This window comes from Ancylobacter sp. FA202, assembly GCF_000380205.1.
GTDB lineage: Bacteria > Pseudomonadota > Alphaproteobacteria > Rhizobiales > Xanthobacteraceae > Ancylobacter.
On sequence record NZ_KB904818.1, the window covers coordinates 2510995 to 2536974 of the forward strand.

General features: G+C 67.3%; 28 protein-coding genes. 13 read left to right on the forward strand and 15 right to left on the reverse strand.

All coding sequences use genetic code 11. The features are described 5' to 3' along the window. Positions 1-146: 146 nt before the first annotated feature. Complete coding sequence (locus A3M1_RS0111260; protein ID WP_018389075.1) at positions 147-662, reverse strand: hypothetical protein; 516 nt, start codon at positions 660-662, stop codon at positions 147-149. A gap of 25 nt (positions 663-687) precedes the next feature. Next, entirely contained in the window at positions 688-1020 is a 333-nt protein-coding gene (locus A3M1_RS0111265; protein WP_371258782.1) for a GCG_CRPN prefix-to-repeats domain-containing protein, read from the reverse strand. Positions 1021-1529: 509 nt separating this feature from the next. Between A3M1_RS0111265 and A3M1_RS0111270 the strand changes: the two genes are divergently transcribed. Together A3M1_RS0111270 and A3M1_RS0111275 are read left to right on the forward strand one after the other, a co-directional pair. Beyond that, a complete protein-coding gene (locus A3M1_RS0111270; RefSeq protein WP_018389077.1) occupies positions 1530-2033 on the forward strand; it encodes a GcrA family cell cycle regulator in 504 nt (167 codons plus the stop codon). 101 nt (positions 2034-2134) lie between these two features. Further along, the gene (locus A3M1_RS0111275) at positions 2135-2899 is read left to right on the forward strand and encodes a M48 family metallopeptidase (RefSeq protein ID WP_018389078.1); all 765 of its coding nucleotides are present in this window, start codon (positions 2135-2137) and stop codon (positions 2897-2899) included. A gap of 37 nt (positions 2900-2936) precedes the next feature. On the opposite strand, the gene A3M1_RS0111280 is transcribed toward A3M1_RS0111275, so the two are convergent. Beyond that, entirely contained in the window at positions 2937-5240 is a 2304-nt protein-coding gene (locus tag A3M1_RS0111280; protein WP_245261640.1) for a transglycosylase domain-containing protein, read from the reverse strand. Positions 5241-5682: 442 nt separating this feature from the next. On the opposite strand from A3M1_RS0111280, the gene A3M1_RS0111285 reads away from it, so the two are divergent. Together A3M1_RS0111285 and A3M1_RS25040 are read left to right on the forward strand one after the other, a co-directional pair. After that, positions 5683-5868 carry a hypothetical protein gene (locus A3M1_RS0111285; RefSeq protein WP_018964115.1) on the forward strand — a complete coding sequence of 62 codons (186 nt, stop codon included), beginning with the start codon at positions 5683-5685 and terminating at the stop codon, positions 5866-5868. After that, entirely contained in the window at positions 5858-6538 is a 681-nt protein-coding gene (locus A3M1_RS25040) for a Fic family protein (protein ID WP_038196920.1), read from the forward strand. Before A3M1_RS0111285 ends, A3M1_RS25040 begins: the two co-directional genes overlap by 11 nt. Positions 6539-6587: 49 nt before the next feature. Here A3M1_RS25040 and A3M1_RS0111295 read toward each other — a convergent pair. The 7 genes from A3M1_RS0111295 to A3M1_RS0111325 form a co-directional block, all read right to left on the reverse strand. Beyond that, positions 6588-7735 (reverse strand): IS3 family transposase gene (locus A3M1_RS0111295; protein ID WP_085930251.1). Its coding sequence is split into 2 segments (ribosomal slippage): positions 6588-7489 and positions 7489-7735, totalling 1149 coding nucleotides; the frame shifts between segments, so codons are not numbered across the junction. Positions 7736-7797: 62 nt separating this feature from the next. Then, positions 7798-8391 (reverse strand): hypothetical protein, encoded by a 594-nt coding sequence (locus A3M1_RS26455; protein WP_156029639.1) that lies wholly within the window; start codon positions 8389-8391, stop codon positions 7798-7800. Positions 8392-8448: 57 nt separating this feature from the next. Beyond that, positions 8449-11241: a [protein-PII] uridylyltransferase gene (locus A3M1_RS0111305; RefSeq protein WP_018389084.1), complete on the reverse strand. Its 2793-nt coding sequence runs from the start codon at positions 11239-11241 to the stop codon at positions 8449-8451. Positions 11242-11427: 186 nt separating this feature from the next. After that, positions 11428-12039, reverse strand: a complete 612-nt coding sequence (locus A3M1_RS0111310) for a PRC-barrel domain-containing protein (RefSeq protein WP_018389085.1) — start codon at positions 12037-12039, stop codon at positions 11428-11430. Positions 12040-12172: 133 nt separating this feature from the next. After that, on the reverse strand, positions 12173-12661 hold the full coding sequence (locus tag A3M1_RS0111315; protein WP_018389086.1) for a hypothetical protein: 489 nt from the start codon (positions 12659-12661) through the stop codon (positions 12173-12175). Positions 12662-12929: 268 nt separating this feature from the next. Next, entirely contained in the window at positions 12930-14255 is a 1326-nt protein-coding gene (locus A3M1_RS0111320) for a sensor histidine kinase (RefSeq protein WP_018389087.1), read from the reverse strand. 10 nt (positions 14256-14265) lie between these two features. Then, positions 14266-15069 carry a response regulator gene (locus tag A3M1_RS0111325; protein ID WP_018389088.1) on the reverse strand — a complete coding sequence of 268 codons (804 nt, stop codon included), beginning with the start codon at positions 15067-15069 and terminating at the stop codon, positions 14266-14268. Positions 15070-15269: 200 nt separating this feature from the next. On the opposite strand from A3M1_RS0111325, the gene A3M1_RS0111330 reads away from it, so the two are divergent. Then, positions 15270-15503, forward strand: coding sequence for a NepR family anti-sigma factor (locus A3M1_RS0111330; protein ID WP_018389089.1), 234 nt, complete (start codon positions 15270-15272; stop codon positions 15501-15503). Continuing rightward, complete coding sequence (locus A3M1_RS0111335; protein ID WP_026221278.1) at positions 15500-16051, forward strand: sigma-70 family RNA polymerase sigma factor; 552 nt, start codon at positions 15500-15502, stop codon at positions 16049-16051. Before A3M1_RS0111330 ends, A3M1_RS0111335 begins: the two co-directional genes overlap by 4 nt. 145 nt (positions 16052-16196) lie before the next feature. Here A3M1_RS0111335 and A3M1_RS25870 read toward each other — a convergent pair whose 3' ends face one another. From A3M1_RS25870 to A3M1_RS0111350, 3 genes are all read right to left on the reverse strand, one after another. After that, positions 16197-16370, reverse strand: a complete 174-nt coding sequence (locus tag A3M1_RS25870) for a DUF1328 domain-containing protein (RefSeq protein WP_018389091.1) — start codon at positions 16368-16370, stop codon at positions 16197-16199. 87 nt (positions 16371-16457) lie between these two features. Beyond that, entirely contained in the window at positions 16458-17360 is a 903-nt protein-coding gene (locus A3M1_RS0111345; protein WP_018389092.1) for a LysR family transcriptional regulator, read from the reverse strand. Between the two features lie 94 nt (positions 17361-17454). After that, a complete protein-coding gene (locus A3M1_RS0111350; RefSeq protein WP_018389093.1) occupies positions 17455-18678 on the reverse strand; it encodes a DNA recombination protein RmuC in 1224 nt (407 codons plus the stop codon). Between the two features lie 110 nt (positions 18679-18788). Here A3M1_RS0111350 and def point away from each other — a divergent pair, with 110 nt between their 5' ends. Genes def through A3M1_RS0111365 form a run of 3 tightly spaced genes read left to right on the forward strand, consistent with a single transcriptional unit; the run spans position 18789 to position 20758 of the window. Continuing rightward, on the forward strand, positions 18789-19346 hold the full coding sequence (def, locus tag A3M1_RS0111355; protein ID WP_018389094.1) for a peptide deformylase: 558 nt from the start codon (positions 18789-18791) through the stop codon (positions 19344-19346). 48 nt (positions 19347-19394) lie between these two features. Then, positions 19395-20312, forward strand: coding sequence for a methionyl-tRNA formyltransferase (fmt, locus tag A3M1_RS0111360; RefSeq protein ID WP_018389095.1), 918 nt, complete (start codon positions 19395-19397; stop codon positions 20310-20312). Then, the gene (locus A3M1_RS0111365) at positions 20309-20758 is read left to right on the forward strand and encodes a GNAT family N-acetyltransferase (protein WP_018389096.1); all 450 of its coding nucleotides are present in this window, start codon (positions 20309-20311) and stop codon (positions 20756-20758) included. Before fmt ends, A3M1_RS0111365 begins: the two co-directional genes overlap by 4 nt. A 153-nt stretch (positions 20759-20911) precedes the next feature. Here A3M1_RS0111365 and A3M1_RS0111370 read toward each other — a convergent pair whose 3' ends face one another. Further along, a complete protein-coding gene (locus A3M1_RS0111370; RefSeq protein ID WP_018389097.1) occupies positions 20912-21547 on the reverse strand; it encodes a peroxiredoxin in 636 nt (211 codons plus the stop codon). A 229-nt stretch (positions 21548-21776) separates the two neighbouring features. On the opposite strand from A3M1_RS0111370, the gene A3M1_RS0111375 reads away from it, so the two are divergent. Then, positions 21777-22034 (forward strand): YMGG-like glycine zipper-containing protein, encoded by a 258-nt coding sequence (locus tag A3M1_RS0111375; RefSeq protein WP_018389098.1) that lies wholly within the window; start codon positions 21777-21779, stop codon positions 22032-22034. Positions 22035-22093: 59 nt separating this feature from the next. On the opposite strand, the gene A3M1_RS0111380 is transcribed toward A3M1_RS0111375, so the two are convergent. Next, positions 22094-22720: a helix-turn-helix transcriptional regulator gene (locus A3M1_RS0111380; protein ID WP_018389099.1), complete on the reverse strand. Its 627-nt coding sequence runs from the start codon at positions 22718-22720 to the stop codon at positions 22094-22096. 200 nt (positions 22721-22920) lie between these two features. Between A3M1_RS0111380 and A3M1_RS0111385 the strand changes: the two genes are divergently transcribed. From A3M1_RS0111385 to A3M1_RS0111395, 3 genes are read left to right on the forward strand one after another with little or no spacing between them, the layout of a single operon-like run. Further along, positions 22921-24336: a pyridoxal-dependent decarboxylase gene (locus tag A3M1_RS0111385; RefSeq protein ID WP_018389100.1), complete on the forward strand. Its 1416-nt coding sequence runs from the start codon at positions 22921-22923 to the stop codon at positions 24334-24336. Between the two features lie 35 nt (positions 24337-24371). Beyond that, a complete protein-coding gene (locus A3M1_RS0111390; protein ID WP_018389101.1) occupies positions 24372-24734 on the forward strand; it encodes a DUF952 domain-containing protein in 363 nt (120 codons plus the stop codon). Positions 24735-24738: 4 nt separating this feature from the next. Then, positions 24739-25821, forward strand: a complete 1083-nt coding sequence (locus tag A3M1_RS0111395) for a quinone-dependent dihydroorotate dehydrogenase (RefSeq protein ID WP_018389102.1) — start codon at positions 24739-24741, stop codon at positions 25819-25821. The last annotated feature ends 159 nt before the right edge of the window (positions 25822-25980 follow it).

Sequence of the window (25980 nt, forward strand, 5' to 3'; positions counted from 1 at the left end):
GGGTGTGCGCCTGCCCCAAAACGAAACGTGCCGCCCTTGCGGGGGCGGCACCCGATGGCGGCAATTCTATCGATTGGGGGCGTGTGGTCAATATTGGGCCAGCCCGGCGGACGTGAATTGCCGTCGGGCCTCGCGGGCGGCGGGTGCTATTCCTGCTCGGCCTCGAAGATCCACAATTCCAGCGTCGGCTGCGGGCGGCCCGCATGGTCGGTCATGCCGAGAAAGGCGGGGGTCCGGCGCTTCTGCCCGACGCTGAGCGCGGCGACCAGCGGCCGCGCGGCGGTGACGATCGATTTGAGGTCGGCGGCACGGGCGGCTTCCGCTCCGGCGAGGCGCTCCAGCACGTCGAGGAAGTCCTGCGCCGGTTCCGCCTCGGCGCGGTCCGCCGCGCGGCCGGCCGCGTTCTTCGCCGCCTGCCGGAGTGCCGCTTCCACCGGCGGCCAGAGCTTCTCCTGTTCCGGGGTGAGGCGCAGAACGGTCTTGAGGGCGATCAGCCGGGCGTCGAGCGCCGCCTGCGCGTCTTCCTCCGTGTAGAGGTCGACCAGCGGCTGGGCGGCTTCGGTCGAGAGCGGCGGGGGCTCGGGGGCGGGGCTCTGCGCCTGCGCGGCGGTGGCGAGGGCGAGCCCGGCGGCGAGCGTCGCCAGAGAGAAGGGGTGGGCCATGGTCAATCTCCGTCAGCGCGTGCGATCAGGGCTTCCAGCCGCCACCGGGCAGCGGCCCGTGATAGGGCGTGTCGCGGCAATGGCCCCAGGGCCCGCGCCAGAAGCCGGGCGGGCAGCCATTGCCGTAATAGACCGGCGCGCCGGGCGGGCCGGCATAGCCCCCGCCAGGCAGCGGGCCGGTATAGGGCGTATCGCGGCAGCCGCCCCACGGCCCGCGCCAGGCACCAGGGCCGCAGCCTTGGGCGACGGGAATGGCGCGCGTGCCGGCAGCAGCCTCCGCCACGCGCGGGGCGTGGCATAGGGCGAGGCGGGCCCGGCCGCGGCGGGCAGCGACAGGGCGCCAACAAGGGTGAGGCAGGAAAGGGCGCCGGCAAGCGGCCTCTGGGCAAGCGGCCTTTGGGCACGCGGCCTTTGGGCACGCGGTTTCTCGGCACGCGGTTTCATCGACATCTCCACTGAGAGCGGGACACGCCCCCCGCCCCCCTCGCCAACGCAAAAGGGGACGGTCGCGCCTATCGTCCAAACCGGTGGGAAACCCGTTGAGTTCCCAGGCTCACGCATGGCTGGTGCGCGCTGGAATGATAGACGTTGCCCCGGCGCCCGCGACCAGGGCGCTGCCAAGTGCTTGATGCGACTCCGCTTCGCTTGTGAGTGTTGCAGCGCGGACTCTAGCTGGGGAAAACGATCGTTTCGGTCCTGAACCTACTCGCCCCGAGTCCGCGCATATTGTAGCCTCCCCCCAGTGAGATACGACATCTCGTGCGGCGGCAATTCCCTGGTGGCGTTTGCGGGCGTTGGCTTCGGCAAGTTGACTTGCCGAAGGGGTGAGGGATTCCGCCTCCCGGTCGGCACGAAGGAGGCCATGCAATGAACTGGACGGACGAGCGCGTCGAGCTGCTCAAGAAACTCTGGTCGGAAGGACTCTCGGCGAGCCAGATCGCGGCGGAACTCGGCGGCGTGACCCGTAACGCGGTCATCGGCAAGGTGCATCGGCTTGGCCTTTCCGGCCGCGCCAAGGCTGCCGCCTCGCCGGCGCCCCGCCCGCGCAAGCCGCGTCCCACTGCCACCACCCAGGTCATGCGGCCGATGGTGCAGGGCAACACGGCGCTGGCGCCTGTTGTCGAGACGGTGGCTCAGCCCGAGCCCGAGGTCGCAGCCGACCCGGTCGCCAAGGTGATCCCGATGGGCGGGGGATGCACCATTCTCGACCTGACCGAATTCACCTGCCGCTGGCCGGTGGGCGACCCCGGCAAGGGCGACTTCCATTATTGCGGCAGCCGCTCCAAGACCGGCCTGCCCTATTGCGCCTATCACGCCCGCATCGCCTACCAGCCGGTGCAGGACCGCAACCGGCGCCGCCTCGCGCGTTGACGCGCGCCCGCATCGCCTGACGGGCGGGTGCAGGAGGAGGCTGGCGCCTGCGTGCCAGCCGGTGCCATAATTGGGACCAACTTTCCCGGCCCGGTCGTTTCATGCTCTTCCGCGCCCTCACCTCCGCCCGACGCAAGACCCCTGCCGCGCCTGAGCCCGGCCATTTCACGCTGCGGCTGACGGCCGAGGAGGTCGTCGTCCAGCTCCGCCGCAACCCGCGCGCCCGGCGCTACACGCTGCGGGTCCGGGCGGCGACGCGCGACGTGATGCTGACCCTTCCCGCCCGCGGCACGCTGCCGGAGGCGCTGGACTTTGCCCGCCGCCATGCCGGCTGGGTGGAGGTGCGCCTCGCCCGCCTGCCGCAGGCCGTGCTCTTCGCCCCCGGCGCGGTGCTGCCGCTGCGCGGCACCCCGCACCGCATCGTTCATCGGCCCGCCGCGCGCGGCACGGTGTGGACCGGCAGCGAGAACGGCGAGGCCGTGCTCTTTGTCGCCGGCGATGGCGCGCATGTGGCGCGACGGGTGGGCGATTTCCTCAAGCGCGAGGCGCGGCGCGACCTGGTCGAGGCGGCCCAGCGCCATGCTCGCGCGCTGGGCGTCAGCCTCGCCCGCGTCACCCTGCGCGACACGGCGAGCCGCTGGGGCTCCTGCTCCAGTGCCGGTGCGCTTTCCTTCTCGTGGCGGCTCATCCTCGCCCCGCCCTCGGTGCTGGATTATCTCGCCGCCCATGAGGTGGCGCACCGCCGCGAGATGAACCACGGGCCGCGCTTCTGGGCGACGGTGGACGCGCTGTTTCCCGAACGCCACGCCGCCGAGGCCTGGCTCAAGAAGCACGGCGCCGGCCTGCACCGCTACGGGGTGGAGTAACCGATCATCCGGCAGGGGGCGTGGCCTGTGGCGCGTCTCAGCCACTGCCGAACAGTTTGTCGAGCAGCCAATTGTCGAGGCTCGGGCGCGGGGCGGCCGGGGCGCGTTGCGGGCCGCCGGTGACCACCGGCTCCTCCGGCACGTCGCCGGGCGGGAGCTGGCCGGGCGGCAGCTGGCCGCCGGCCACGGGGGCGGCAATCTCTGTGCCGGGCAGGGCGATGATTGGCTGGTCCTTGTGCGCCACCTTCATCACCTGGCTCCAGATATCCACCGGCAGGCCGGAGCCACCGGCTTTCTTCGTCGGCGAGGAATCGTCATTGCCCAGCCAGACGCTGGTGACGAAGCGGCCGGTATAGCCGACGAACCAGGCGTCGCGGTAATCCTGGCTGGTGCCGGTCTTGCCGGCGGCCGGCCAGCCCGGCAAATCGGCGCGGCGGGCGGTGCCGATGGTGAGCACGTCCTGCAGCATGCGGTTCATCATCGCCACATGCGGCGGCGCCATCACCATTCCGCGCCCCGCTTCGGCATAGGCGTAGAGCAGGGTCCCGCTCTTGTCGCGCACCCGCTCGATGATGTGCGGGGTGACGCCGACGCCGCCATTGGCGAAGGGCGCATAGGCGCTCGCCATCTCCAGCACCGAGACTTCCGAGGTGCCGAGCGCGATCGAGGCGTTGGGTTCCAGTTTGGAGTTGATGCCGAGGCGATGGGCCGTCTTCACTACCTCGTCCGGCCCCACTTCCAGCGCCAGCCGCACCGAGACGGTGTTGAGCGAGAGCGCCAGCGCGGTCTTGAGGTCCACCGCGCCGCGATATTCCTTGGAGAAATTCTCCGGCTTCCAGCCCTTGAGCTGGATCGGCGCGTCGGCGCGCACGGTCTCTGGCGTCAGGCCGCGCTCCATGGCGGTGAGATAGACGAAGGGCTTGAACGAGGAACCGGGCTGCCGCCGCGCGGTGACGGCGCGGTTGTACTGGCTCTCCTCATAGGAGCGGCCGCCGACCAGCGCCCGCACCCCGCCTCCGGTGTCCATCACCACAAGCGCGCCCTGCTCGACGCCGAGCTTTTTGCCGGACTTCGCCAGCGCGTCCTTCAGCGCCTTGTCGGCGGCGCTCTGCAGGGCGGGGTCGAGCGTGGTCTGCACGATCAGGTCCTGCGTCACCGGGCCGACCAGCGTCTTCACCTGCTCCAGCACCCAGTCGGCGACATAGCCATAGGAATCCGGCCCCTGCGCCTTGGCGACGGTGGCGGGGCGGGCCAGCGCCGTCTGGCGCATCTCCGGGGTGATGAAGCCGGCCTCCTGCATCGCGCCCAGCACCACTTCCGCCCGGGCCTGCGCGCCCTCCAGATTGCGGGTGGGGGCGAGCGCCGAGGGCGATTTGACCAACCCGGCGAGCATGGCGGCCTGCGAGAGCGTGACCTGGCGCGCCGACACGCCGAAATAGCGCTGCGCGGCGGCTTCCACCCCATAGGCGCCAGCGCCGAAATAGACGCGGTTCATATAGAGTTCGAGGATCTCGTTCTTGGAATATTTGGCCTCCAGCCACAGCGAGAGGATCAGCTCCTGCACTTTGCGCGACAGGGTGCGCTCCTGGTTGAGGAACAGGTTCTTGGCCAGCTGCTGGGTCAGGGTCGAGCCACCCTCGCGCACCCGGCCCTGGGTGATATTGACCACCACCGCACGGGCGAGGCCCAGCGGATCGAGGCCGAAATGCGAGTAGAAGCGCCGGTCCTCGATGGCGACAAAAGCCTGCGGCAGATAGGGCGGCAGCGCCCGCAGCGGCACATTGGTGCCGCCCATCTCGCCGCGCGTGGCGATCGCCTGCCCGTCCGCGCCCTGGATGATGACGGTGGGCGGGCGGTCGGGAATGGCCAGATTCTGGATCGGCGGCAGCTGGCTCGCCTCGTAGAAGATGAGCCCGGCGAGCCCGATCACCCCCCACAGGCCGAGCACGACGCCCCAATAGACCAGCCGGCCGAACAGGCCGCGCCTTTGCGTGCGGCGGCGCCCGCCGCCACGCCCGGTGTCGCGGTTGCGTCGGTCATCGCGGTCCCGGTCGCGGCTGCGGCTGTTGCGGGCCATGCGCGGCTCGTCCTCGTAATCGGCCTCTTCCGCGTCGGACCAGTCGTCGTGCCGGCTGCGGCGGCTGGACTGAGCCGGCGGACGGGGCTTGGCGAGCGGCTTGGCGGTCGGCTTGGGGACGGCCTTGCGCGGGGCGCGCTCGCGCTCCAGCGGGGCGGTCGGGAGGGTCGGGCGGTCGTCGGCATTCAGGCGCAGGTCGCCGTCGAAGCCGGGCGTGCCCAGCACCGGCTCGCGTCTCTCCCTGTCGCCGCGTCGTCCGAACATGAACCTCCGCCCCCGAGGGCACCTGATTGAGCCGGTAAACGAACTCTAAATCAGGGCTTTTAAGCGGGGGTTAAGGGGAGAGAGTGAGGCGGGGGATGGTCCTTTATCCCGCGGCAACACTCGGTCCTTCGAGGTGGCTGGGCCGTTTTTTTGAAGAGCCACCCATCGACCTCCACGCCCAAAAAACAGAAACTCGGATGCACGGGTCACCAAGCGCAGGCCTCGCGACGCCCCCGCCCCCGGACGGCGCCTGCCCATTGGTAATCGAAATTAATCCTTATTTCACATTTATTTCGTGGATATAATTTCGGCAACGCAATTTGTGATCCCGCCGACCATTTTCGCAACACTCTCGAAAGCCAATATGTGGCATCATGCAACTCGACATTTGCGAATCTCGCCCGTCCGAATTGAGATTCTGAAAATGACGCAGGGAATTAGAATGACACATGAACTGACCCAACTTTTAGAAGCGGCCAAGCGGATGCATGTTTCTGAGGAGCATCGCGAGGAGCAGCGCCGCAGCTTCGCGTATGGGAACACCGCGTTTGAGAATGCTGACATCACTCGTGAAATGGTTAACCAGCAGGCAGACAAGCTCGCGAAAGAACAATCTGGTGAGCGATGAAACAGGCCAGCGGCATAGCATCGCCGCTGGCGCCAGAATTCTCAGCGATCCAATTGAAATTGCTAAGGCTGAGGCCAGAAACGGGCTAAAGCAATACGACTTCGCACTTCGTTTGATCGCGCAGGCGCTCGAAACAGACAAAAGCTTTCGGCTTCGTCCGTCGATGATCCAAGCCTTGCAGAGAGAGGCTCTCGCTGACATCAGCGAATATGCGGGTAATTATCGTCCGGGGTCTGTGGACATCAGTAATAGCCAACACAACCCGCCAGCAGCCCACGAGGTGAGTGCGTTGGTGGAGGACATGTGTGAATTTGTTAATGATCATTGGGATGAAGCCACCGCCATTCATCTCGCGTCGTATTTGATGTGGCGATTGAACTGGATACACCCTTTTTCCGATGGAAATGGGCGGACATCACGGATGGTGTCCTATGTCATCCTTTGTATAAAGACAGGTAATATTCTTCCGGGGCTGCCGACGATTCCTGACCAAATTGTTGGCGAGAAGCGCCCTTACTTTAGGGCTCTCGACGACGCCGACGCAGCGTGGGCGCAGGGCCGCCTAGATTTGACGACCATGGAGGCGCTTCTTTCAGCCCTTCTTGCACGACAGCTCACCGATGCATACAAAACGGCAGGGGGGCTCATGCCTCCTGAAGCGACAAGCTAAAAGCGCGTTCGCCGTCCAAAATCGCGGCAATTGAACCGCCCCGCGTTTTCTAGACGCCCTCGGCTTTGGCTTTGTGCTGCCGTTCGAACTCGATTGGGGACAGCATCCCATTGCGTGCGTGCTTGCGGGTGGGGTTGTAGAACATCTCGATGTAATCGAACACGTCCCCGCGTGCCTCGTCGCGCGTGCGGTAGACCTTGCGGCGGATACGCTCGCGCTTGAGCAGGTTGAAGAAGCTCTCGGCCACGGCGTTGTCATGGCAGTTGCCGCGCCGGCTCATGGATGGCTCCAGGTCGTGGTGCTTCAGGAACGACGCCCATTCCATGCTGGTGAACTGGCTCCCCTGGTCCGAATGCACCAGCACACGGCCCTTCGGCTTGCGTCGCCAGACGGCGGCCAGCAGCGCCTGAAGCACGACGTTGGTCGTCTGCCGGGCCTGCATGGACCAGCCGACGACGCGGCGGGAGAAGAGGTCGATCACGACCGCCAGATAGGCGAAGCCTTCGTGGGTGCGGATGTAGGTGATGTCGGTCACCCAGGCCTTGTCCGGCGCCTCCGCGTCAAACCGGCGATCGAGCGTGTTGTCGACCGCCAGGGATGGCTTGCCTCCATAGTGGCCGGGGCGGCGCTTGTAGCCGATCTGCGCTCGGATGCCGGCAAGCCGCGTCAGCCGCGCAACTCGGTTGGGACAGCAGCTCTCGCCCATGTCCGCCAAGTCATCGTGGAGCTTTCGGTAGCCATAGACCTTGCCGCTCTCGCTCCATGCCGCGCGGATCAGCTCGGTCTGTCGGTGGTCTTCCTGCGCGCGCTTGCTCAGCGGATCCTTCAGCCAGGCGTAGAAGCCACTGGGCTGGACACGCAGGCACCGACACATGGCACGGATCGAAAACAGCAGGCGATGCTCAGCGATGAACGCGTACTTCACTTTGCATCCTTGGCGAAGTACGCGGCTGCTTTTTTTAGGATGTCGCGCTCCTCCGTAACGCGTTGCAACTCGCGCTTCAGCCGGCGGACCTCCGCAGCCTGATCGTCATCGCGGGCCACGGCGGCAGGCTTGCCGTACCGTTTCCTCCACTCGTAGAGCGAGTACTTGCTGATCCCCAGTCGCGCCGCCACCTCCGCAACCGGATAGCCCCGCTCGGTGATCTGAAGGACCGCGTCGCGCTTGAAGTCCTCGGTGAAGTTCGCCTTGCCCATTGGGGCCTCCTTGCCTCAAAATTTAGGGAAGAAGGCGTCCAGGAATCTAGGGGCGGTTCAAATCAAGCAATTTTGATCTTTGGAGTGCGCTGCTCCGACTTTATGAATAGTGGGCCCGCTATGAGCTTTTTTGCCTCCTTCAGAGCGTCTGATATCTGGGCAAGGGGTGGCGCGCTGCTCGGATGGGCTTGAAGAGCTATGATGCCGGAAAGCATTCGGTAGCTACATGTGCGAAGCTCGAATACGAGGTTCGCATGATCTCCATCAGGTAATGGACGAAACGCCATCTGCTGAAGTATTTCAGCATTGGCCTGAAATATCAATGACGGTGCCTTAAGTGACTCAGACCTATGGTTTCCTAAGTCGTGTATGTCGTAAAGATATTTGGCGCTATCTGAAAAAACGTCACAAGCAATTCTGAATGTAAGATGTCTTTCTCTGTTGTCCGCGAAGCTCGCCTTTATCATTCCAAAAACGGCATAGCCAGTGGCCCCCATAATGGTTATAGCTGCGGCTATTGCCTGTACCCAAGCTGCATTGCTGTCCGACATAAAATCCTCGCGTGTAATAGTTGTCAGGATTGATGGCCAAATCAGCAAGAAAGTGGCGAGCATAACTATGAGCAAAACTCCTGAAAGGCAGTTGATGATACGCACGAGTCGGCTCCATTAGCCAATGGACGATTTTAGACTGCAGCTCGGTCTACAAGCGCCTCACGCCGCATTGGCCTCGTCATCGGCGTCGAGCACCTGGAGCAAAGCGCGGCGGATGGCGGAGTGGCGGGCGGCGCCCATGATCTTCGCCCCCATGAGGTCGGTGACGTAGAACACGTCCACCGCCCGCTCGCCGAAGGTGGCGATATGGGCCGAGGCGATGTTGAGGTTGAGCCGCGAGAGCGTCTGGGTGAGCCCGTAGAGCAGGCCGGGCCGGTCGAGCCCGGAGACCTCGATCACGGTGTGGCGGTTCGACCAGGAATTGTTGAGCGTGACCTCGGGTTCCACGGTGAAGGCGCGCGGGCGCTTCGGGATGCGGCGGGCTACCACCTCGGGGAGCTTGATCTCGCCGGCCAGCGCCTTCTCGATCGCGCCGGCGATGCGGTCGGCGCGGCGCACCTCGTCCTCGTCCTGCTCGAAGGCGCGGGTCAGCGAGATGGTGTCGAGCGCCCGCCCGTCGGTGGTGGTGCTGATCTGGGCGTCCACAATGTGCGCCCCGGCGCTGGCGCAGGCGCCGGCGATCACCGCCAGCAGCTTGGGATGGTCGGGCGCGAACACGGTCAGCTCGGTGATGCCGCGCTTGGGGTCGGTCTTGGCGCGGGTGGCCAGCGCCTTGCCCCGCTCCTCGGTCTCGCGGATGAAGCGCGCATGCTCCATCTGGTGCGTGCGGTCGGTCTGCAGCCAGTAGGTGGGGTAGTGGCGGCCCATATAGGCGTCGAGCGCGGCGGCATCCCACTCGGTGAGGGCGGTGCGCAGCTCGGCCTGGGCGCGGGCGACGCGCAGATTGCGGTTGCTCTCCGAGAAGCCGCCGGTGATGACCGGCTCGGTCTCGTGATAGAGCGTGCGCAGCAGCTGCGACTTCCAGTTGTTCCACACCCCGGGCCCGACGGCGCGGATGTCGGCGGTGGTGAGGATGAGCAGCAGCTTCATCCGTTCCAGATTCTGCACCACGGCGGCGAAATTCTCGATCGTCTTGCGGTCGGAGAGGTCGCGCGACTGGGCGATGGTCGACATGGTGAGGTGCTGTTCGATCAGCCAGGCCACCGTGTCGGTGTCGACCGGGCTGAGGCCGAAGCGCGGGCACAGGCGGCGGGCGACACGGGCGCCGGCGATGGAATGGTCCTCCGGCCGGCCCTTGGCGATATCGTGCAGCAGCACCGCGATATAGAGCAGCTGGCGGTTCTTGATCGTCGGCATCAGCTCGTTGGCGAGGCCGTAATCGGGCCGGTCGCCGCGCTCGATGTGCGAGAGCGCGCCGATGGAGCGGATGAGATGCTCGTCCACCGTGTAGGAATGATACATGTTGAACTGCATCATCGCGACGATGCGGCCGAATTCCGGGATGAAGCGGCCGAGCACGCCGGTTTCGTTCATCCGCCGCAGCACGATCTCCGGCGTCTCTTTCGAGCACAGGATCTCGACGAACAGCCGGTTGGCCTCCGGGCTCTCGCGCAGCGTGTGGTCGATCAGCTTGAGCGAGCGCGTGGCGAGGCGCATCGCGTCGGGGTGGAAGTTCAGCCCGTGCTTGCCGGCGAGATGGAAGATGCGGATCAGATTGAGCGGATCGCGGCCGAAGGCGCTGGCATCGGCGACATTGATCCGGTCATTGTCGACGATGAAATCGGCGCTTTCCTTCAGCGTGCGCCTTCCCGAGCGGCGCAGCCGGGCGATCATCCGGTCGAGACGCGGCACCGGCTTGTCGTGGCGCTCCTCCAGCGCGGCGGAGACGATGGCGGTGAGATCGCCGACATCCTTCGCCACCAGGAAATAGTGCTTCATGAAACGCTCGACATCCTTCAGCCCGGGATGGGCGAGGTAGCCGAGGCGCTCGGCCATTTCGCGCTGCAGGTCGAAGGACAGGCGCTCTTCCGCCTTGCCGGTGAGAAAATGCAGGTGGCAGCGCACCGACCAGAGAAAATTCTCGCAGCGGCGGAAAATCTTGGCTTCCTCAGGCGTGAACACGCCCTTGGCCACCAATTCGCGCGTCTCATGCACGCGGTAGACATATTTGGCGATCCAGAACAGCGTGTGCAGGTCGCGCAGGCCGCCCTTGCCGTCCTTCACATTGGGCTCGACCACATAGCGTGACTGGCCGGCGCGCTTCAGCCGTTCCTCGCGCTCGTTCAGCTTGGCGGCGACGAATTCGACCGCCGTGCCCTGCACCACGTCCCTGTCGAAGCGCTCGACCAGCTCGTCGAACAGCTTGCGCTCGCCGATCAGCAGCCGCGCCTCCAGCAGCGAGGTGCGGATGGTCATGTCGCCGCGCGCCTGGCGGATGCACTCATCGACCGAGCGGGTTGCATGGCCGACCTTGAGCCCCATGTCCCAGAGAACATAGAGGATGGCCTCGGCGACGCTCTCGCCCCAGGCGGTCTGCTTGTAGGGCAGCAGGAACAGGATGTCGGTGTCGGAGCCCGGCGCCATCAGCCCGCGGCCATAGCCGCCGACGGCGACGATCGCCATGCGCTCGGAGGTGGAGGGGTTGTCGGAGGGGTAGAGCGTCTTCACCGCCAGCTCGTGCACCAGCGTGATGATCTCGTCCTGCAGCCGCGACAGCCGCTCGGCGCAGCGCCGGCCGGAACCTTCCACCATCAGCCAGCGCTCGGCCACCTGGTGGCCGTGCTGATAGGCGGCCTTGAGCCGCCGCGCCAATTGCGTGCGCAATTCGATCTCGCGGCCGGGTTGTCCCCGCTCCAGCACCTCGCGCGCCAGCATGCCGAGCTCGACGCGCATCGCGTCGATGTCGAACAGGTCCTTGAAGGGATGGTCGGGGCGGCGGCGGGGTTCGGTCATGGCGGGGTCCGGCTGGTCGGATATCCGCTTTACCCGATCCGGCGGGCGCCGTCATCGTGCGCTGCCATAGGCACAAACAAGACATGCCCGGCGCGAGGGCCGGGCATGTCCATCCTGACGGCACGGCTGGCGCCGGCGGTCGCTAGGCGAGGGCCGCGCGCGGCGGCCGAACCGTTAGGGGCGGGATCAGTTGGTGGTGGTGCCGGTGGTCCCGGTGGCGGTGCCGGTGGTGCCGGTGTTCGCGTCGGAACGCGCCTGCTCCAGGCTCTTGAACTCCGGCGCCGCGTTCAGCTCTTCCTTGGTCAGCGTGACGACCACCTTCTCACCGTCATCGGTCGGGGTGGCGGTCAGCGAGTCGAAGGACACAGCCACCGGCTTGGCGCCGAGGCCAAGGAAGCCGCCGACATCGATCACCACGGCGACGATGCTGCCATCGCGCTCGACGAGCACGTCGCTGATTGAGCCGAGCTTCTCATCGCTGGACGTGACCACTTCAGTGCCGGTCAGGTCCGAACCGAGCCACTGGCCCGAGCTCTGGGCGCTGACGAATTTCGGGGTGGCCGGGGTCGCCATCGCCGAGCTGGCCGGAGCGGCGCTGTCGGTCGAACCGGCGGTGCCGGGGGTCGGGGTGGTCGCCGGCATTTCGGCGGCGGGGGCCTGCGGGTTGCCGGCATCCGGCTGAACCGGGCTGGCGGCCGGCGGCGTGGTGGTCTGCGGAGCGGGGCTCTGGGCGAAGGCGACCGCCGGGGCGAGCGCCAGGGCAGCGGCGGCGGTGAGTGTCGCAAGCTTGCTGGTCATCGTCTTCTCCGTCGTTTTTCAAGATTTCGTAAATCAGGTCGAACGTTCAACCGTCTGCAGAAAAAACGAAATAGAGTGGAAGAAGTTCCGATGATTTTTCGATTTGCGGCGAGAGGTATATATTTAGTAGATGTCAGCCGCGACCGATCATCGAGGCGTCGGCGACGCAAACCGTCAACTCCTCGGTCGATAGACTGGACTTTGTCACCCCCAGCGCCGACAGGCAGCCCTTGGGGGTCCGGGTGGCGCGGCTCGGCGTCACCGGGGTCGACTCGGGCAGATTATTGACGATGGCGCGCGCCGGCGTCTCCGCAGGTGCGCGGGCCGGCACGATCATCGCCGGAGCGGGGGAGGTGGCCGCCGGGCGCGACCCCAGATCGAGGCGCGGGCCCAAATCGAGGCGCGGGCCCTTGGCGGTGCGGTTGACGAGATGGGCCTGTCCGGCGCCCTGGTCGGGCCGCGTGCCCGGCCCGAAGGCGTCGATCGCCATGGCCTGGGGGGCCAGCCGCGTCATCGAGCTGGTGGCGAGGGCGCCGGCGGTGAGCGGCACCATGAGCGCGACACCGGTCACAGCGCCGAGAAGATAGGCGGAACCTTTGAAGATGCTGTCGACGCCCGTCATCACGGCTTCCCCTTCCGGCTGATATCCGCAGGCAGCCGCCATCGGCACGACGACGTGGACCACGTCGCCGCCGGAGCTTGTCCGCAGACGTTTTCGGTAAAATCGGACGGCGTCCTGTGACGCCGTCTTAAGGTTAATGCGCGGGAAGGGATCGCGTTCCCGCCCACGATCACGTTTTCGCGCGCGGGGAGGGCGCGGGAAGGGCGGGGGTGGGTTCGCGCAGGCTGTGCGCAGCCGGGAGCCCTTCGACGACCGGCCCGGGCGGCGCTTAGCGGTCCGGGATCAGGTGGTTCTCGGGCACGCTGACGGTGCAGACGAGGCCCGAGGGCGCGAAGTCCATATCGACCGTGCCATCGAGGGCGCGCGCCAAATTGCGCTCGATCACCAGCGAGCCGAAGCCGCGCCCGGCCGGCTTGGCGACGGGCGGCCCGCCGCGTTCACGCCAGGCGAGTTCAAAGCCGCCCCCGGCCTCCGGCGTGCGTCGCGTCCAGGTAATGTCGACATGGCCAGTCGGCACCGACAGCGCGCCATATTTGGCGGCATTGGTGGACAGCTCGTGAATGGCGAGGCCGATATTCTGCGCCGCTTCCGGCTTGAGGAAGAGGTTCGGGCCCTCGATGGTGAACTGGCTGTTCTCGCGGTCGAGATGGTGGCCGAGCTGCGAGCGCACCATGTCGGCGAGCGAGGCGCCATACCAGCTCTCCTGCACCAGCAGGTCGTGCGATTTCGACAGGGCCTGCAGCCGGGCGCTGAAGATTTCCACGAAACCGTCGATCGAGCCGGCGTGCCGGGCGGTCTGCCGGGCCATGGCCTGGATCACCGCCAGCAGGTTCTTCGAGCGGTGGGTCAGCTCGCGCATGAGAAGGCGCAGATGCTGCTCATTCTCCTTGCGCTCGGTGACGTCGACAGCGGCCCCGGTCAGGCCCACCGTGGTGCCGGCGAGGTCGCGCAGCGGATCAATATGGATGTCGTACCAGAATTTGCGGCCGGCCTCCTCGATCTCGATCTCGCCCTTGCGCGAGGACGAGGTGGCCAGCGCCTCCCGCTTCAGGAGGGTGAGCGCCTGCGCCTGCGCTTCGCCGAGCAGGTCTGCATCGCTGGAGCCGAGCACCTGCTCCACCGGAAAGCCGAAAAGCGGCTTGCTGACCGAGGTGTAGCGCAGCTCGCGATCCTGGGTGAAAATCGCGACATTCGACCCGCGCAGCGCCATCTCATAGCGCTGCAGGGCGGTGGCCAGCTCCAGCGTCAGCCGGCGTTGCTCGCTCACCGCGTGGCGCGGCGTCGGCATGTCCAGCAGCGCGGCGTAATTCGACCACAGCGCCACCGCCCCGACGAGGTTCAGCAGGCCGATACCCAGCCGCACGGCTGTCGGCGCCATCGGGAAGGTGTCGCCGGTGTCGAAGATGACGAGCAGCGACAGCAGGCCGAACATCAGCACCAGGGTCGCCAGCAGCAGACCCAGGAGCCGTGTGCGCAGGGAGAGATTGCGGCGCACATGCAGCAGGCGCACGAGCCCCACGAATATCGCTAGCGACGACAGGACCGTGATCCAGCGTGCCGCGTTGTCGACGAAAGCGATGTCAGGCAGGGGCATTTATCTGCGCTCAGGCGGTGGCGCGCTGCTCCCGCGGGCGGGCGCGTCGCTCGAAGAACAGCGCCTGGCTGATCACGGCGGCGACGGTCGACGGCTGGAAGGGCTTGGCGATCAGGAAGGCCGGCTCGGGGCGAATGCCGGTGAGGAAGCGCTCGGGATAGGCTGTGATGAAGATGACCGGAACCTCGGTCTTCTCGATCAGCTCGTTCACCGCATCGAGGCCGGACGAGCCGTCGGCCAGCTGGATATCGGCGAGGATGAGCCCGGGCGCCTTGCGGCGGGCCAGGTCCACCGCCTCGGTATGGGTGCGGGCGATGCCGGTGACGCGGTGGCCGAGGCCTTCCACGAGGCCTTCCAGATCGAGCGCGATGAACGGCTCGTCCTCGATGATGAGCACGTCGGTGGCGATCTCAGCCGCCAGTTCGCGCCCGGCATCCTCCACCAGATTGCGCAGCGTCGGCACGTCGATCTCAAGAATGCCGGCCGCCTCTTCCTCCGAGAACCCTTCAAGGGATACGAGAAGGAAGGCCTGCCGCACCACCGGCGTGATGTGACCGAGCCGCCGTTCGCCCTGCAGCGGGGCGGGGGCCGCGTCCACCTGCGCGTTCAGGGCCACCGAATCCCACAGCCGGGTGAGCAGACTGTAGAGCGCCACGCGGGGATCCACGGTCCGGTCGAGCGTGCCGGGATCGGCGATAAGGGTCTCGAGCATGGCCGTGACATAGGCGTCGCCAGCCGATTGGCTGCCACTGAGTGCGCGCGCATAGCGGCGCAGAAAGGGCAGGTGCTGCGCGACAAGTTGAGAAGTGCTCACTCGCGTCTCCCCGAAGCTGCATGTGTGAAGCGCCTGATAACGCATCATGGACGGTTCGGTTCCGGAGTACGCGAAAAATTTATGCGCCGAGCCAACAATTGCCGGAACCGTTTCGCAACTGGCTCGTTGTGACTGCGTATGTAGCGACGGAGCCAACTCCTCTCGACCATTCCGGGGGCTCAATGTCGGGAAAGAAACTGATGAGTGACGATCAATCCGAGAGCGCGTCCGCTATGGCGGATGGGCCCTCTTCTCCTCTCGGCGACGGCAAGGGAACCGTCCTCGGCAGCGATATCCAGGCCAAGATCGGTCAGCATTTGCGCGCCATGTATGACGATGTGGTGCGCCAGGGCGTTCCGGACCGGTTCATGGACCTGCTTTCCAAGCTCGACAAGGCGGACCCCACGTCCGGCGAGGGCGGAGGGCGGAAGTGAGCAGGTTCGATCCAACATTGCGCGACGAGATTATCGCCGCCATTCCCAATCTGCGCGCGTTTGCCATATCGCTGTCGGGTAGCGTCGACCGCGCCGATGACCTTGTGCAGGAGACGCTTCTGCGCGCCTTCGCCAATATTTCCAGCTTCCGGCCGGGTACCAACCTGCCGGCCTGGCTGTTCACCATCCTGCGCAACCTGTTCCGCTCGGAATACCGCAAGCGCCGGCGCGAGGTGCCCGATTCCGATGGTGCGTTCGCCGCTACGCTGACCAGCAATCCCGACCAGAACACCCATCTGGATTTCGAGGATTTCCGCGCCGCGCTCGAGCAGCTGCCTTCCGACCAGCGCGAGGCGCTGGTGCTGGTGGGTGCGTCCGGCTTTTCCTATGAGGAAGCCGCCGACATCTGCCAATGCGCGGTGGGCACGATCAAGAGCCGGGTGAACCGCGCGCGCAAGAGGCTTGGGGAAATGCTGGCGCTCGACGATGCCAGCGATTTCGGCCCCGACAAGACCACGCGGGCGGTACTTGCCGCCGAGCGCACCTGAGCGGCCGCAACGCCGGCTGACCTTCTTCCGACGACCGATCCCCTCAAAAGTCATGCCTGTTCCACTCGCGCTCCCCCACGCGAGAACGCCCCCGGTTTCGGCCGGGGGCGTTTTGCGTTCTGCATCAACTCGGCAACGCGCCAATCTAGGGCGCGCGGCCGCGTCGCATGAAACCGAACACCGCCGACACCAGGAACAGGATGATGGCGACGAAAAAGATGATCTTGGCGATTTCGATGGCGGTTCCGGCGATGCCGCCGAAGCCGAGAACGGCGGCGATCAGAGCCACCACGAGAAAGGTCAGCGCCCAACCCAGCATGTAAGCCTCCACATCACGATACGGCCGTGGCCGCATGGCGGGACAACCGATGAGACGGCTCAGGGTTCCCGCGTGCGAGGCCGCGGCTCAGATCCGCTCGGTCAGTCCCGGGGCGACGGCGCGGGCCTCGGTGAGCAGGGCGGTGACGATGGGGGTCATCGGCTCGCGGTCGAGCACGACAAGGCCCATCTGGTGCAGCACCTCCGGCCCCTCGATCGGGATGGAGCGGATGCTGGCGGGAAAGGCGAACACATCCGCCAGCGTGTTGGCCACCACGCTCGCCCATTTGCCGGTCCGCACATGCGAGAGCAGGGCGATGGTGGAATTGGCTTCCAGCATGGGGACGATCGTGGCGTGGCCCGCCTCGGCCAGCTGCTTGTCGACGATGCGGCGGTTCTGCATGTCGGGGGTGAGCAGGCACAGCGGCACCTGCGCGACATCTTCCCACGTCACCGTGGCGCGGTCGCCCAGCGGGGCGCCGACCGAGGTGAGGAAGCGATACCCCTCCTTGTAGAGCGGCACCGTCTTCAGCCGGCCGAGCGGGTCATTGTCGAGATAGGTGACGCCGGCATCGGCCTCCAGATTCTCGATCAGCCGCAGCACCTCGTTGGAGGAGGCGGAAATGAGGGTGAAGCGCACATCGGCATGCTTGGCGTGGAACGGCGTGGTCAGCTCCGACAGCATCGGCATCGCGGTGGGAATGGCGGCGATGCGCAGATGGCCGGAAAGCCCCTTGCGCATACCGGCGATTTCCTGCCGCATGGCGCGCACATCGCCGATGACGCGGCGCGCCCATTGCAGCGCCCGCTCGCCTTCCGGGGTGAAGCCGATGAAGCGCGAGCCGCGCTCGACCAGGCGCACGCCCAGCTGCTCCTCCAGTTGCTTGAGGCCGGCCGAGAGGGTGGGTTGGGTCACGCCGCAGGATTCCGCAGCGCGGCCGAAATGGCGCTCCTTGGCGAGGGCGAGCAGAAGTTCGAAACGGTCGATCACGCGGGAGGCTTTCTCAGACGTAACGATAGAAACGTTCTATCAAACTATCAGAAAAGCCAGTCCTTGCGAATTGGACGGATTAAAGAACGGCGCGCTATTCCGCCGCGCCGCGTAACGAAGATGTGGAAAGCGGCGGGGTCGGCAGCAGCTCCGCAAATCCAGCATCGCGCGGCCCGGCATCGCCTGTCGGCCCGTCGGCCTCGAATTCCAGCTGCTCGATCCGCTCGCCGCGCTTGGCGATCTTGTCGGCGGAGGTCAGCGCCTGCGCCACATCCTCGTTCATCTGGCCGAAATGCCGCTGCAGATTGCCGACCCGCTCGCGCAGCCGCACCACATCGGCGACCAGCTTGCCGCATTCGGCGCGGATGAGGTCGGCCTGCTCGCGCATGCGGGCATCCTTGCAGATCGACTGCACCACCTGCACCGCCAGCATCAGCAGCGAGGGCGAGACGAGGATGACGCGGGCGCGGAAGGCCTGCTGGATAATGTCGTCGAAATGCTCGTGCAATTCGCCATAGACCGATTCCGACGGCACGAACATCAGCGCCACGTCCTGCGTCTCGCCGCTGATGAGGTAGCGTTCGGCAATGTCCTTCACATGCCGGCCGACATCCCCCTTCAGCCGCGCTTCGGCCGGCTTGCGGGCCTCCGGCGTCTGTGCCTCGCGAAAGGCGGTGATCGCCTCCAGCGGAAATTTGGAATCGACCAGCAGCGGGCGCCTGTCGCCGGGCAGGAAGATCGCGCAATCGGCGCGCTTGCCATTGCCCAGCGTGTGCTGGAAGGCGAAGCTGTCGCGCGGCAGCGCGTCGGCGATGATCGCCTGCAGCCGGCCCTCGCCAAAGGCGCCGCGCGCCTGCTTGTTGGACAGGGTTTCGCGCAGGCTCATCACCTGCCCCGAGAGTTCGCCAAGGCTGGCCCGCGCCTGGTCCACGATGGCAAGACGGTCATTGAGCCGGGCGAGGTTTTCATGCGTCGCCTCGCTGGCGCGCGCCAGGCTCTCGCCCATGCGGTGCGAGGAGGCGTCGAGCCGCTCGGCCACGGCGCGGGCGAGTTCGCCCTGCCGGTGCGCCAGAACTTCGGCCATGGACTGCACCCGCCCCACCGTTTCCGCCTGGGTGCGGGCGAGTTCCACCAGCCGCATTTCCAGCTCGTCGGCCCGGCGCGCCTGCTCGTCCGCCTCGGCGGCGTTCTGCCGGGCGCTGCGGGAGACCGCGCGCAGCACCGCCACCAGCAGCAGGAAGGCGAGCGCGCCCGCGCCGGCCACCAGCTGCGCCAGCGTCACGGGCTGCGCGCCGATGACGAACAGAACCTGATCCATGATCCGCTTCTAGCAGATTCGACACGGCACGCGAACGTAGAGTGAACATCCCCCCCTAACCGTGCATTCGTTCCGTTGACCGAAGCCCGGCCAGCGATTATCTGGACGGCATGTCGATACGCCCGCTCGTGATCCTCCCCGATACCCGCCTGCGCCAGCTCTCCGATCCCATCGTTCGGGTGGATGCGCGCGTGCGCGCGATCGTCGAGGACATGTTCGAGACCATGTATGACGCGCCCGGCATCGGGCTGGCGGCGATCCAGGTCGGCATTCCCGAGCGCATCGTCACCGTCGATGTCGGCCCGCGCGAAGCCAGGGCCGAAGGCGCCGACGACGAGGAGGCCGAGCGCGAAAAGCACCCGCTGGCGCTGATCAACCCGGAGATCATCGCCGCGTCGCCGGAATTGTCGGTCTATTCCGAGGGCTGCCTGTCGATCCCGGAATATTACGCCGATGTCGAACGCCCGGCCAGCGTGCGGGTCCGCTATATGGACCTCAATGGCGAGACCCAGGAAATCGACGCCGATGGCCTGCTCGCCACCTGCGTGCAGCACGAGATCGACCATCTCAACGGCGTTCTGTTCATCGACCATATCTCCAAGCTCAAGCGCGACCGGGTGATCACCAGGTTCACCAAGCTGGCGAAGAAGGAGCGGACCGGGGACTGACCCCCGCCGCTCGCGACGCCTCGTTTCCATAGCCTTGCGGGGAGCCACATGCGCATCGTCTTCATGGGCACGCCCGATTTCGCCGTCTCCACCCTGGTCGAGATTGTCGGCGCCGGCCACGAGGTGGTGGCGGCCTATACGCGCGCCCCGGCGCCGGCCGGGCGGCGCGGGCTCGATCTGGTGCCCTCACCGGTGCACCGCGCCGCCGAGCGGCTGGGCATTCCGGTGCTGACCCCATCGACATTGCGCACGGACGAAGCGACTGAGACCTTCGCCGCGCATGAGGCGGAGGCCGCTGTGGTTGTCGCCTATGGCCGCCTCCTGCCGCAGGCCATTCTCGACCTGCCGGCGCTGGGCTGCCTCAACCTCCACGCCTCGCTGCTGCCGCGCTGGCGCGGCGCCGCGCCGATCCAGCGCGCCATCATGGCCGGGGACGCCGAGACCGGCGTCGCCGTGATGAAGATGGAGGCCGGGCTCGACACCGGGCCGGTTGGGCTCGTCGAGCGCGTCGCCATCGGGCCTGACATGACGGCGGGCGAACTGCATGACCGGCTGATGATCGTCGGTGGCGACCTGATGGGCCGGGCGCTGGCGGCGCTGGAGCGCGGGGCGCTCTCCTTCACGCCGCAGCCGACCGAGGGCGTGACCTATGCCGCCAAGATCGACAAGGGCGAGACCCGCATCGACTGGGCAAGGCCGGCGCAGGCGGTGCACGACCATATTCGCGGCCTTTCGCCCTTCCCCGGCGCGTGGTTTGATCTCGCCGGCACGCGGGTGAAGGTGCTGCGCTCGACGCTGGTCGAGGGTGTTGGCGCGCCCGGCACGCTGCTGGACGGGGCGCTCACCATCGCCTGCGGAGATGGCGCGGTGCGGCTGGTCGAGGTGCAGAAGGCCGGCAGCCGGGCGATGGCGGCGGACGAATTTTTGCGCGGCAGCGATCTCGCCGCGGGCATGGTGGTGACATGACGGACATACGCGCTCTCACGGCCGACGATCACGCGCACTGGCTGCCGCTCTGGCAGGCCTATCTCGTCTTCTATGAGGCGACGCTGCCGGCGGAAGTGACGCAGACGACGTGGCAGCGGCTTCTCGACCCGGCCGAGCCGGTGCACGGCGCGCTGGCGTTTGACGCCGGCGGGCAGGCGGTCGGGCTGGCGCACTGGCTGTTTCACCGCTCGACCTGGACGGTGGGCGAGGTGTGCTACCTCAACGATCTGTATGTGGACGCCAGCCAGCGGGGGCAGGGCCTCGGCCGCCGGCTGATCGAGCATGTTGCCGCTGATGCAACGGCGAAGGGCAGCCCGAAGGTCTACTGGCTGACCCACGAGACCAATCTGACGGCGCAGCGGCTCTATAATGGCGTGGCCGAGCGCACCGGCTTCATCCAGTACCGCAAGCCGCTGGCGCCCTGAGGGGCGCCTCCGGATTGCGTCATCCCGGACGGCCGCAAGGCCGATCCGGGATCGCGTGGTTCGGGATCGCCTGACATTGGCGAGCGATCCCGGCTCTGCGCTTCGCGCCGGCCGGGATGACGCCTTCGTTTTGCGGGGCGGTGGGCCGCGCCCTCACTTGCCCGGCTGCGGCACCAGGCGCAGATAGGGCTTCAGCGTCTTCCAGCCGCCGGGAAACTTCTCCTTCGCCGCCTCGTCGCTGACCGAGGGGACGATGATCACGTCCTCGCCGTCCTTCCAGTTCGCCGGCGTCGCCACGGCGTGCTGGGCGGTGAGCTGGAGCGAATCGATCACCCGCAATATCTCGTCGAAATTGCGCCCGGCGCTGGCGGGATAGGTGAGGGAGAGCTTCAGCTTCTTGTCGGGCCCGACGACGAAGACCGAGCGCACCGTCATCGTGTCGGAGGCGTTGGGGTGGATCATGTCGTAGAGGCCGGAGACGGTGCGGTCGGGATCGGCGATCAGCGGGAAATTCGGGGCGTAGCCCTGCGTCTCGGCGATGTCTTCCGCCCATTTCTCATGCGCGTCGAGCGGATCGACCGAGAGGCCGATCACCTTCACATGGCGGCGGTCGAATTCCGGCTTCAGCCGCGCCACCTGCCCGAGCTCGGTGGTGCAGACCGGGGTGAAGTTCTTCGGGTGCGAGAACAGCACGCCCCAGGAATCGCCCAGCCATTCATGAAAGCGGATCGGGCCCTCGGTGGTCTCGGCGGTGAAATCGGGAACGACGTCCCCAAGGCGGATGGTCATGACGAACTCCCGTGAGAAATCTATTATTTTTGTAGCATAATCGGCGTGGCGGCGTTTTGGAAGCGCGATCCTACTCCTCTTCCACGACAGTGGAACTGGCAGGCGCAGAGCACGTTACCCCTCGGGCGCTCCGCCGCAGCCGACGCGGTGGCGCGGGGCGCTGTCGTCATCAGGCAATGGCCGTCGCGATCTGCTGGGCAGGTCCGGCATGCTCAAAAGGAGTTGGATCATGCTCAAGATCGTTGTGCTTTCGCTGGCCACGCTCAGCATCGCCGCCTGCACCACCACGGAACGCCGCGCGGCCGGCGGCGCGCTGATCGGCGGCGGCACGGGTGCGGTGATCGGCGGCATCGCCGGCGGCGGCACTGGCGCGGCCATTGGCGCGGGCGTGGGTGCCGGCACCGGCGCGATCATCGGCGCGGCGACCTCGCCCGGTGACTGCTACGCCTATGACCGCTATGGCCGCCGCGTGGCGGTGCGCTGCTGATCGCAGGCGACAGACGGTTTCGAGAGGCGGCCCCCCAGCGGGGCCGTTTTCGTGCGTGGCTATTGGCTGGCCCAGAGTACCCGGGCGATCCAGGCGATCTCGCCGTCCTGCAGCAGACGGTCGGAATGCTCCGGGTTGAGCGAGCGCAGCTCCACCGTCTTGGCGGTCTGGCGCTTCAGCTCCTTGGCCAGCACCTCGCCCTCGCGGGTCTTCACCACCACCCGGTCGCCGCGCCGGATCGGCGCCGCCGGCGAGACCACCACAATATCGCCGTCGCGGTACAGCGGCAGCATGGAATCGCCTGAAATCTCCAAGGCATAGGCGTGTTCGTCGCCGACATTGGGAAAGGCGATCTCGTCCCAGGCGCCGCCGACCGGGAAGCCGGCATCGTCGAAAAAGCCGCCTTCGCCCGCCTGCGCGAAACCGATCAGCGGGATGGCGCGGCGCCCGCTGCCCGCGCCGTCCATCAGCGCCATGAACTCGTCGAGGCTGGTGCCGGTGGCCGCCAGCACCTTGGCGATGCTCTCGGTGGAGGGCCAGCGCGGCCGCCCGTCCGGCGCCTCGCGCTTGGAACGGTTGAAGGTGGTGGCGTCCAGCCCGGCGCGGCGGGCGAGGGCCGAGGCGCTGAGGCCCAGCCGCTCCGCCAGCGTGTCCAGGGCGCGCCAGATATGCGCGTGGCTGAGCATGAGTCGCGTCCAGAATTTTATCTGTTATCTAGGAATTATACCCTATTTCCGCCGCTGTCCAGCCGTTTTGCCGCGCGCGCCGTGCCTCCGGCGCCCGGCGCTGGACAGGGCGCGCGCGCTGCCTAGGATGGCCGCCCTTCAGGGCAGGGGCCGGGATGACACGAGACGACGCGCCAAACGACGACGCGCCACGCGACGACATGGAAGCGCTTCTGCTGGCGGCGGCGCGCCGGGCCATCGCCTATCGCACGGCGCAGCCGGCGCACCAGCGCGCCGAGGCAAGCTATGCCGACTGCGTCGCCGCCTTCGACGACGCGCTGCCGGAGGAGGGCGAGGCGGCACCGGACGTGCTGGCGGCACTGGTGGCGCGGGCCGAGCCGGGCCTGCACGCCGCCACCGGGCCGCGCTTCTTCGGCTGGGTCATCGGCAATTCGCATCCCGTCGGCGTCGCGGCGGATTGGCTGACGTCAGCCTGGGGCCAGAACACAGCCAATCATTTCGCCGCGCCCGCCGCCGCCGCTGCCGAGACGGTGGCGGCGCGCTGGCTGCTGGAGCTGCTGCGCCTGCCGGCGGAAAGCTCGGTCGGTTTCGTCACCGGCGCCACCATGGCGAGCTTCGTCGCCCTCGCCGCCGCGCGCGGCGAGGTGCTGGCGCGGGCGGGGTGGGATGTGGAGGCGCAGGGCCTGTTCGGCGCCCCGCCGGTGCGGGTGCTGATCGGCGAGGAGGCGCATGCCAGCGTGTTCTCCGCCCTGCACTATCTCGGCTTCGGCAAGGCGAGCCTGATCCGCGTGCCGGCCGACGCGCAGGGCGTCATGGAGCCGGATGCCTTCGGGGAGAGACTGGCGCGCGACGTGCCCGAGGGCGCGCCGCTGATCGTGGTGACGCAGGCCGGGCACATCCATAGTGGCGCCACCGACGCGCATCAGCGGATCGTGCCGCTGGCCCAGGCGCGGGCGGGGTGGGTGCATGTGGATGGCGCCTTCGGCCTGTGGGCGCGCGCCTGCCCGGCGCGGGCGCACCTCGCCGCTGGCGTGGAGGCCGCCGATTCCTGGGCCACGGACGGGCACAAATGGCTGCAGACGCCGTTCGATTGCGGCTATGCCATCGTGCGCGACGCCGACGCCCATCGCCGGGCGATGACGATCGCGGCGAGCTATCTGCCGCCGGTGAGCGAGCATGAGCGCGACCCCTCGCATTATGTGCCGGAGCTGTCGCGCCGCGCGCGCGGCTTTGCCAGCTGGGCGCTGCTGCGCCATTTCGGCCGCAACGGCATCGCCGTCCTGGTGGAACGCCATTGCGCGCAGGCGCGGCTTCTGGCCGGCCTTCTCGCGGCCGAGCCGGGCATCACGGTGCTGAACGAGGTGGTGCTGAACCAGGTGGCGGTGCGCTTCGGCGGCGCGGCGGACGCGGCCGAGGGCGATGCGCTCACCCGCGCCACCATCGCGGCGGTGCAGGAGGAGGGCACCTGCTTCGCCGCCGGGGCTTCCTGGCGGGGGCGCTGGATCCTGCGGCTCTCGGTGATCGGCTTTTCCACCACCGATGACGATATCCGCCTCTCCGCGCAGGCGATCATCGACGCCTGGCGCCGCGTTGCCAGTGCGGCCGGGGCCCTGTAGGACGGACCCCGACGGAAACGCGCGGGGAGTTGGACATGGCGGCGGCGCAGGCAAGCCTCATCTACAAGATCGCGCCGCGCACGCTCTGGCAGGCGGCCGAGAGCGCCGGACGGTTCGAGGGCGCGCGGGTGGATGTGGCTGATGGTTTCATCCATTTCTCCACCGCCGGCCAGGTGGCAGAGACCGCCGCGAAGCACTTTGCCGGGCAGGATGACCTGCTGCTGGTCGCGATCCGAGTGGAACTGCTGCCGCCGGACAAACTGCGCTGGGAGCCCTCGCGCGGCGGCGACCTTTTTCCCCATCTCTATGGCCCGCTCGCCCTCGACGCGGTGGCCTTCGTGCGCGACCTGCCGCTCGGCCCGCACGGGCGCCATCTGTTTCCCGCGCTGGAAGGTTGATCCCATGAGCCGATTGCTCGACCTCGCCCTTCCCTTCGCCCGGATGCTGGACCCCGAGACCGCGCATGGCCTGTCCCTCCGCGCTCTCGCCTGCCTGCCGCCGCGCCCGGCGCCGGTGGACGATTCCCGCCTCAACGTGTCCGCCTTCGGCCTCGCCTTTGCCAATCCGGTGGGGCTGGCGGCGGGGTTCGACAAGGAGGCGGAGGTGCCCGATGCCATGCTCGGCGCCGGCTTCGGCTTCGTCGAGGTGGGCACGATCACCCCGCGCCCGCAGCCGGGCAATCCGCGCCCGCGCAATTTCCGCCTGGTCGAGGACCGCGCGGTGATCAACCGCTACGGCTTCAACAGCGGCGGCCATGGCCCGGCGCTGGCGCGGCTTTCCGCCCGCACCAAGCGCGGGGCGCCGGGCATCGTCGGGGTGAATGTCGGGGCCAACAAGGACAGCACCGACCGCGCCGCCGACTATGTCGCCGGCATCCGCGCCTTTGCCGGGGTGGCGAGCTATTTCACCGCCAATGTCTCCTCCCCCAACACGCCCGGCCTGCGCGACCTGCAGGAGGAGCACGCGCTCGACGAACTGCTGGCCCGGGTGATCGCGGCGCGTGACGAGGCCGCACCCGGCGTGCCGCTGCTGCTGAAGATCGCGCCCGATCTCGCCTTGCCGCATCTCGACGGCGTGGTCATGGTGGCGCGGCGGCGGCGGATCGACGGGCTGATCGTTTCCAACACCACGATCTCGCGGCCCCCGAGCCTGCGCGCGCCGCAGCGGGGCGAGACCGGCGGGCTCTCGGGCCGGCCGCTCTTCGCCCTCTCCACCCGCATGCTGGCGGAAACCTATGTGCGGGTGGACGGCGTCTTCCCGCTGATCGGCGTCGGCGGCATCGACAGCGCCGCCGCCGCGCTGGCCAAGATCGAGGCCGGGGCCAGCCTCATCCAGCTCTATTCCGGGCTGGTCTATGAGGGGCTGGGGCTGGTCGACAAGATCAAGCAGGGCGTGCGGGCGAAGCTGACGCGCGAGACCACCACGCTCGCGGCGCTGACCGGGCGTCGCGCACGCGAATTGGTGGCGGCGCCGTTCCCGACCTAGAGCACATCAGGTGAAAACGGGTTCACCTGATGTGCTCTAGGTTTTTGTTTTTACGCATTTTCTTCACGCGAACCGGAACCCACTTCGCTCGAAAATGCTCTTGAGTGCGATCCGATCAGATTGAACCAATCTGATCGGTAAATCGCCCTCTAACTCTAA

Bases quoted from the DNA above. Each gene is read 5' to 3' on its own strand.
- A3M1_RS0111280 (WP_245261640.1), bottom strand. From the start codon at position 5,240: ATGTTCGGACGACGCGGCGACAGGGAGAGACGCGAGCCGGTGCTGGGC.
- A3M1_RS0111375 (WP_018389098.1), top strand. From the start codon at position 21,777: ATGCTCAAGATCGTTGTGCTTTCGCTGGCCACGCTCAGCATCGCCGCC.
- A3M1_RS0111320 (WP_018389087.1), bottom strand. From the start codon at position 14,255: ATGCCCCTGCCTGACATCGCTTTCGTCGACAACGCGGCACGCTGGATC.
- A3M1_RS0111330 (WP_018389089.1), top strand. From the start codon at position 15,270: ATGAGTGACGATCAATCCGAGAGCGCGTCCGCTATGGCGGATGGGCCC.
- A3M1_RS0111350 (WP_018389093.1), bottom strand. From the start codon at position 18,678: ATGGATCAGGTTCTGTTCGTCATCGGCGCGCAGCCCGTGACGCTGGCG.
- A3M1_RS0111385 (WP_018389100.1), top strand. From the start codon at position 22,921: ATGGAAGCGCTTCTGCTGGCGGCGGCGCGCCGGGCCATCGCCTATCGC.
- A3M1_RS0111275 (WP_018389078.1), top strand. From the start codon at position 2,135: ATGCTCTTCCGCGCCCTCACCTCCGCCCGACGCAAGACCCCTGCCGCG.
- fmt (WP_018389095.1), top strand. From the start codon at position 19,395: ATGCGCATCGTCTTCATGGGCACGCCCGATTTCGCCGTCTCCACCCTG.
- def (WP_018389094.1), top strand. From the start codon at position 18,789: ATGTCGATACGCCCGCTCGTGATCCTCCCCGATACCCGCCTGCGCCAG.
- A3M1_RS0111390 (WP_018389101.1), top strand. From the start codon at position 24,372: ATGGCGGCGGCGCAGGCAAGCCTCATCTACAAGATCGCGCCGCGCACG.
- A3M1_RS0111260 (WP_018389075.1), bottom strand. From the start codon at position 662: ATGGCCCACCCCTTCTCTCTGGCGACGCTCGCCGCCGGGCTCGCCCTC.
- A3M1_RS0111305 (WP_018389084.1), bottom strand. From the start codon at position 11,241: ATGACCGAACCCCGCCGCCGCCCCGACCATCCCTTCAAGGACCTGTTC.
- A3M1_RS25870 (WP_018389091.1), bottom strand. From the start codon at position 16,370: ATGCTGGGTTGGGCGCTGACCTTTCTCGTGGTGGCTCTGATCGCCGCC.
- A3M1_RS0111395 (WP_018389102.1), top strand. From the start codon at position 24,739: ATGAGCCGATTGCTCGACCTCGCCCTTCCCTTCGCCCGGATGCTGGAC.
- A3M1_RS0111315 (WP_018389086.1), bottom strand. From the start codon at position 12,661: ATGACGGGCGTCGACAGCATCTTCAAAGGTTCCGCCTATCTTCTCGGC.
- A3M1_RS0111310 (WP_018389085.1), bottom strand. From the start codon at position 12,039: ATGACCAGCAAGCTTGCGACACTCACCGCCGCCGCTGCCCTGGCGCTC.
- A3M1_RS0111270 (WP_018389077.1), top strand. From the start codon at position 1,530: ATGAACTGGACGGACGAGCGCGTCGAGCTGCTCAAGAAACTCTGGTCG.
- A3M1_RS0111365 (WP_018389096.1), top strand. From the start codon at position 20,309: ATGACGGACATACGCGCTCTCACGGCCGACGATCACGCGCACTGGCTG.
- A3M1_RS0111370 (WP_018389097.1), bottom strand. From the start codon at position 21,547: ATGACCATCCGCCTTGGGGACGTCGTTCCCGATTTCACCGCCGAGACC.
- A3M1_RS0111380 (WP_018389099.1), bottom strand. From the start codon at position 22,720: ATGCTCAGCCACGCGCATATCTGGCGCGCCCTGGACACGCTGGCGGAG.
- A3M1_RS0111285 (WP_018964115.1), top strand. From the start codon at position 5,683: ATGACACATGAACTGACCCAACTTTTAGAAGCGGCCAAGCGGATGCAT.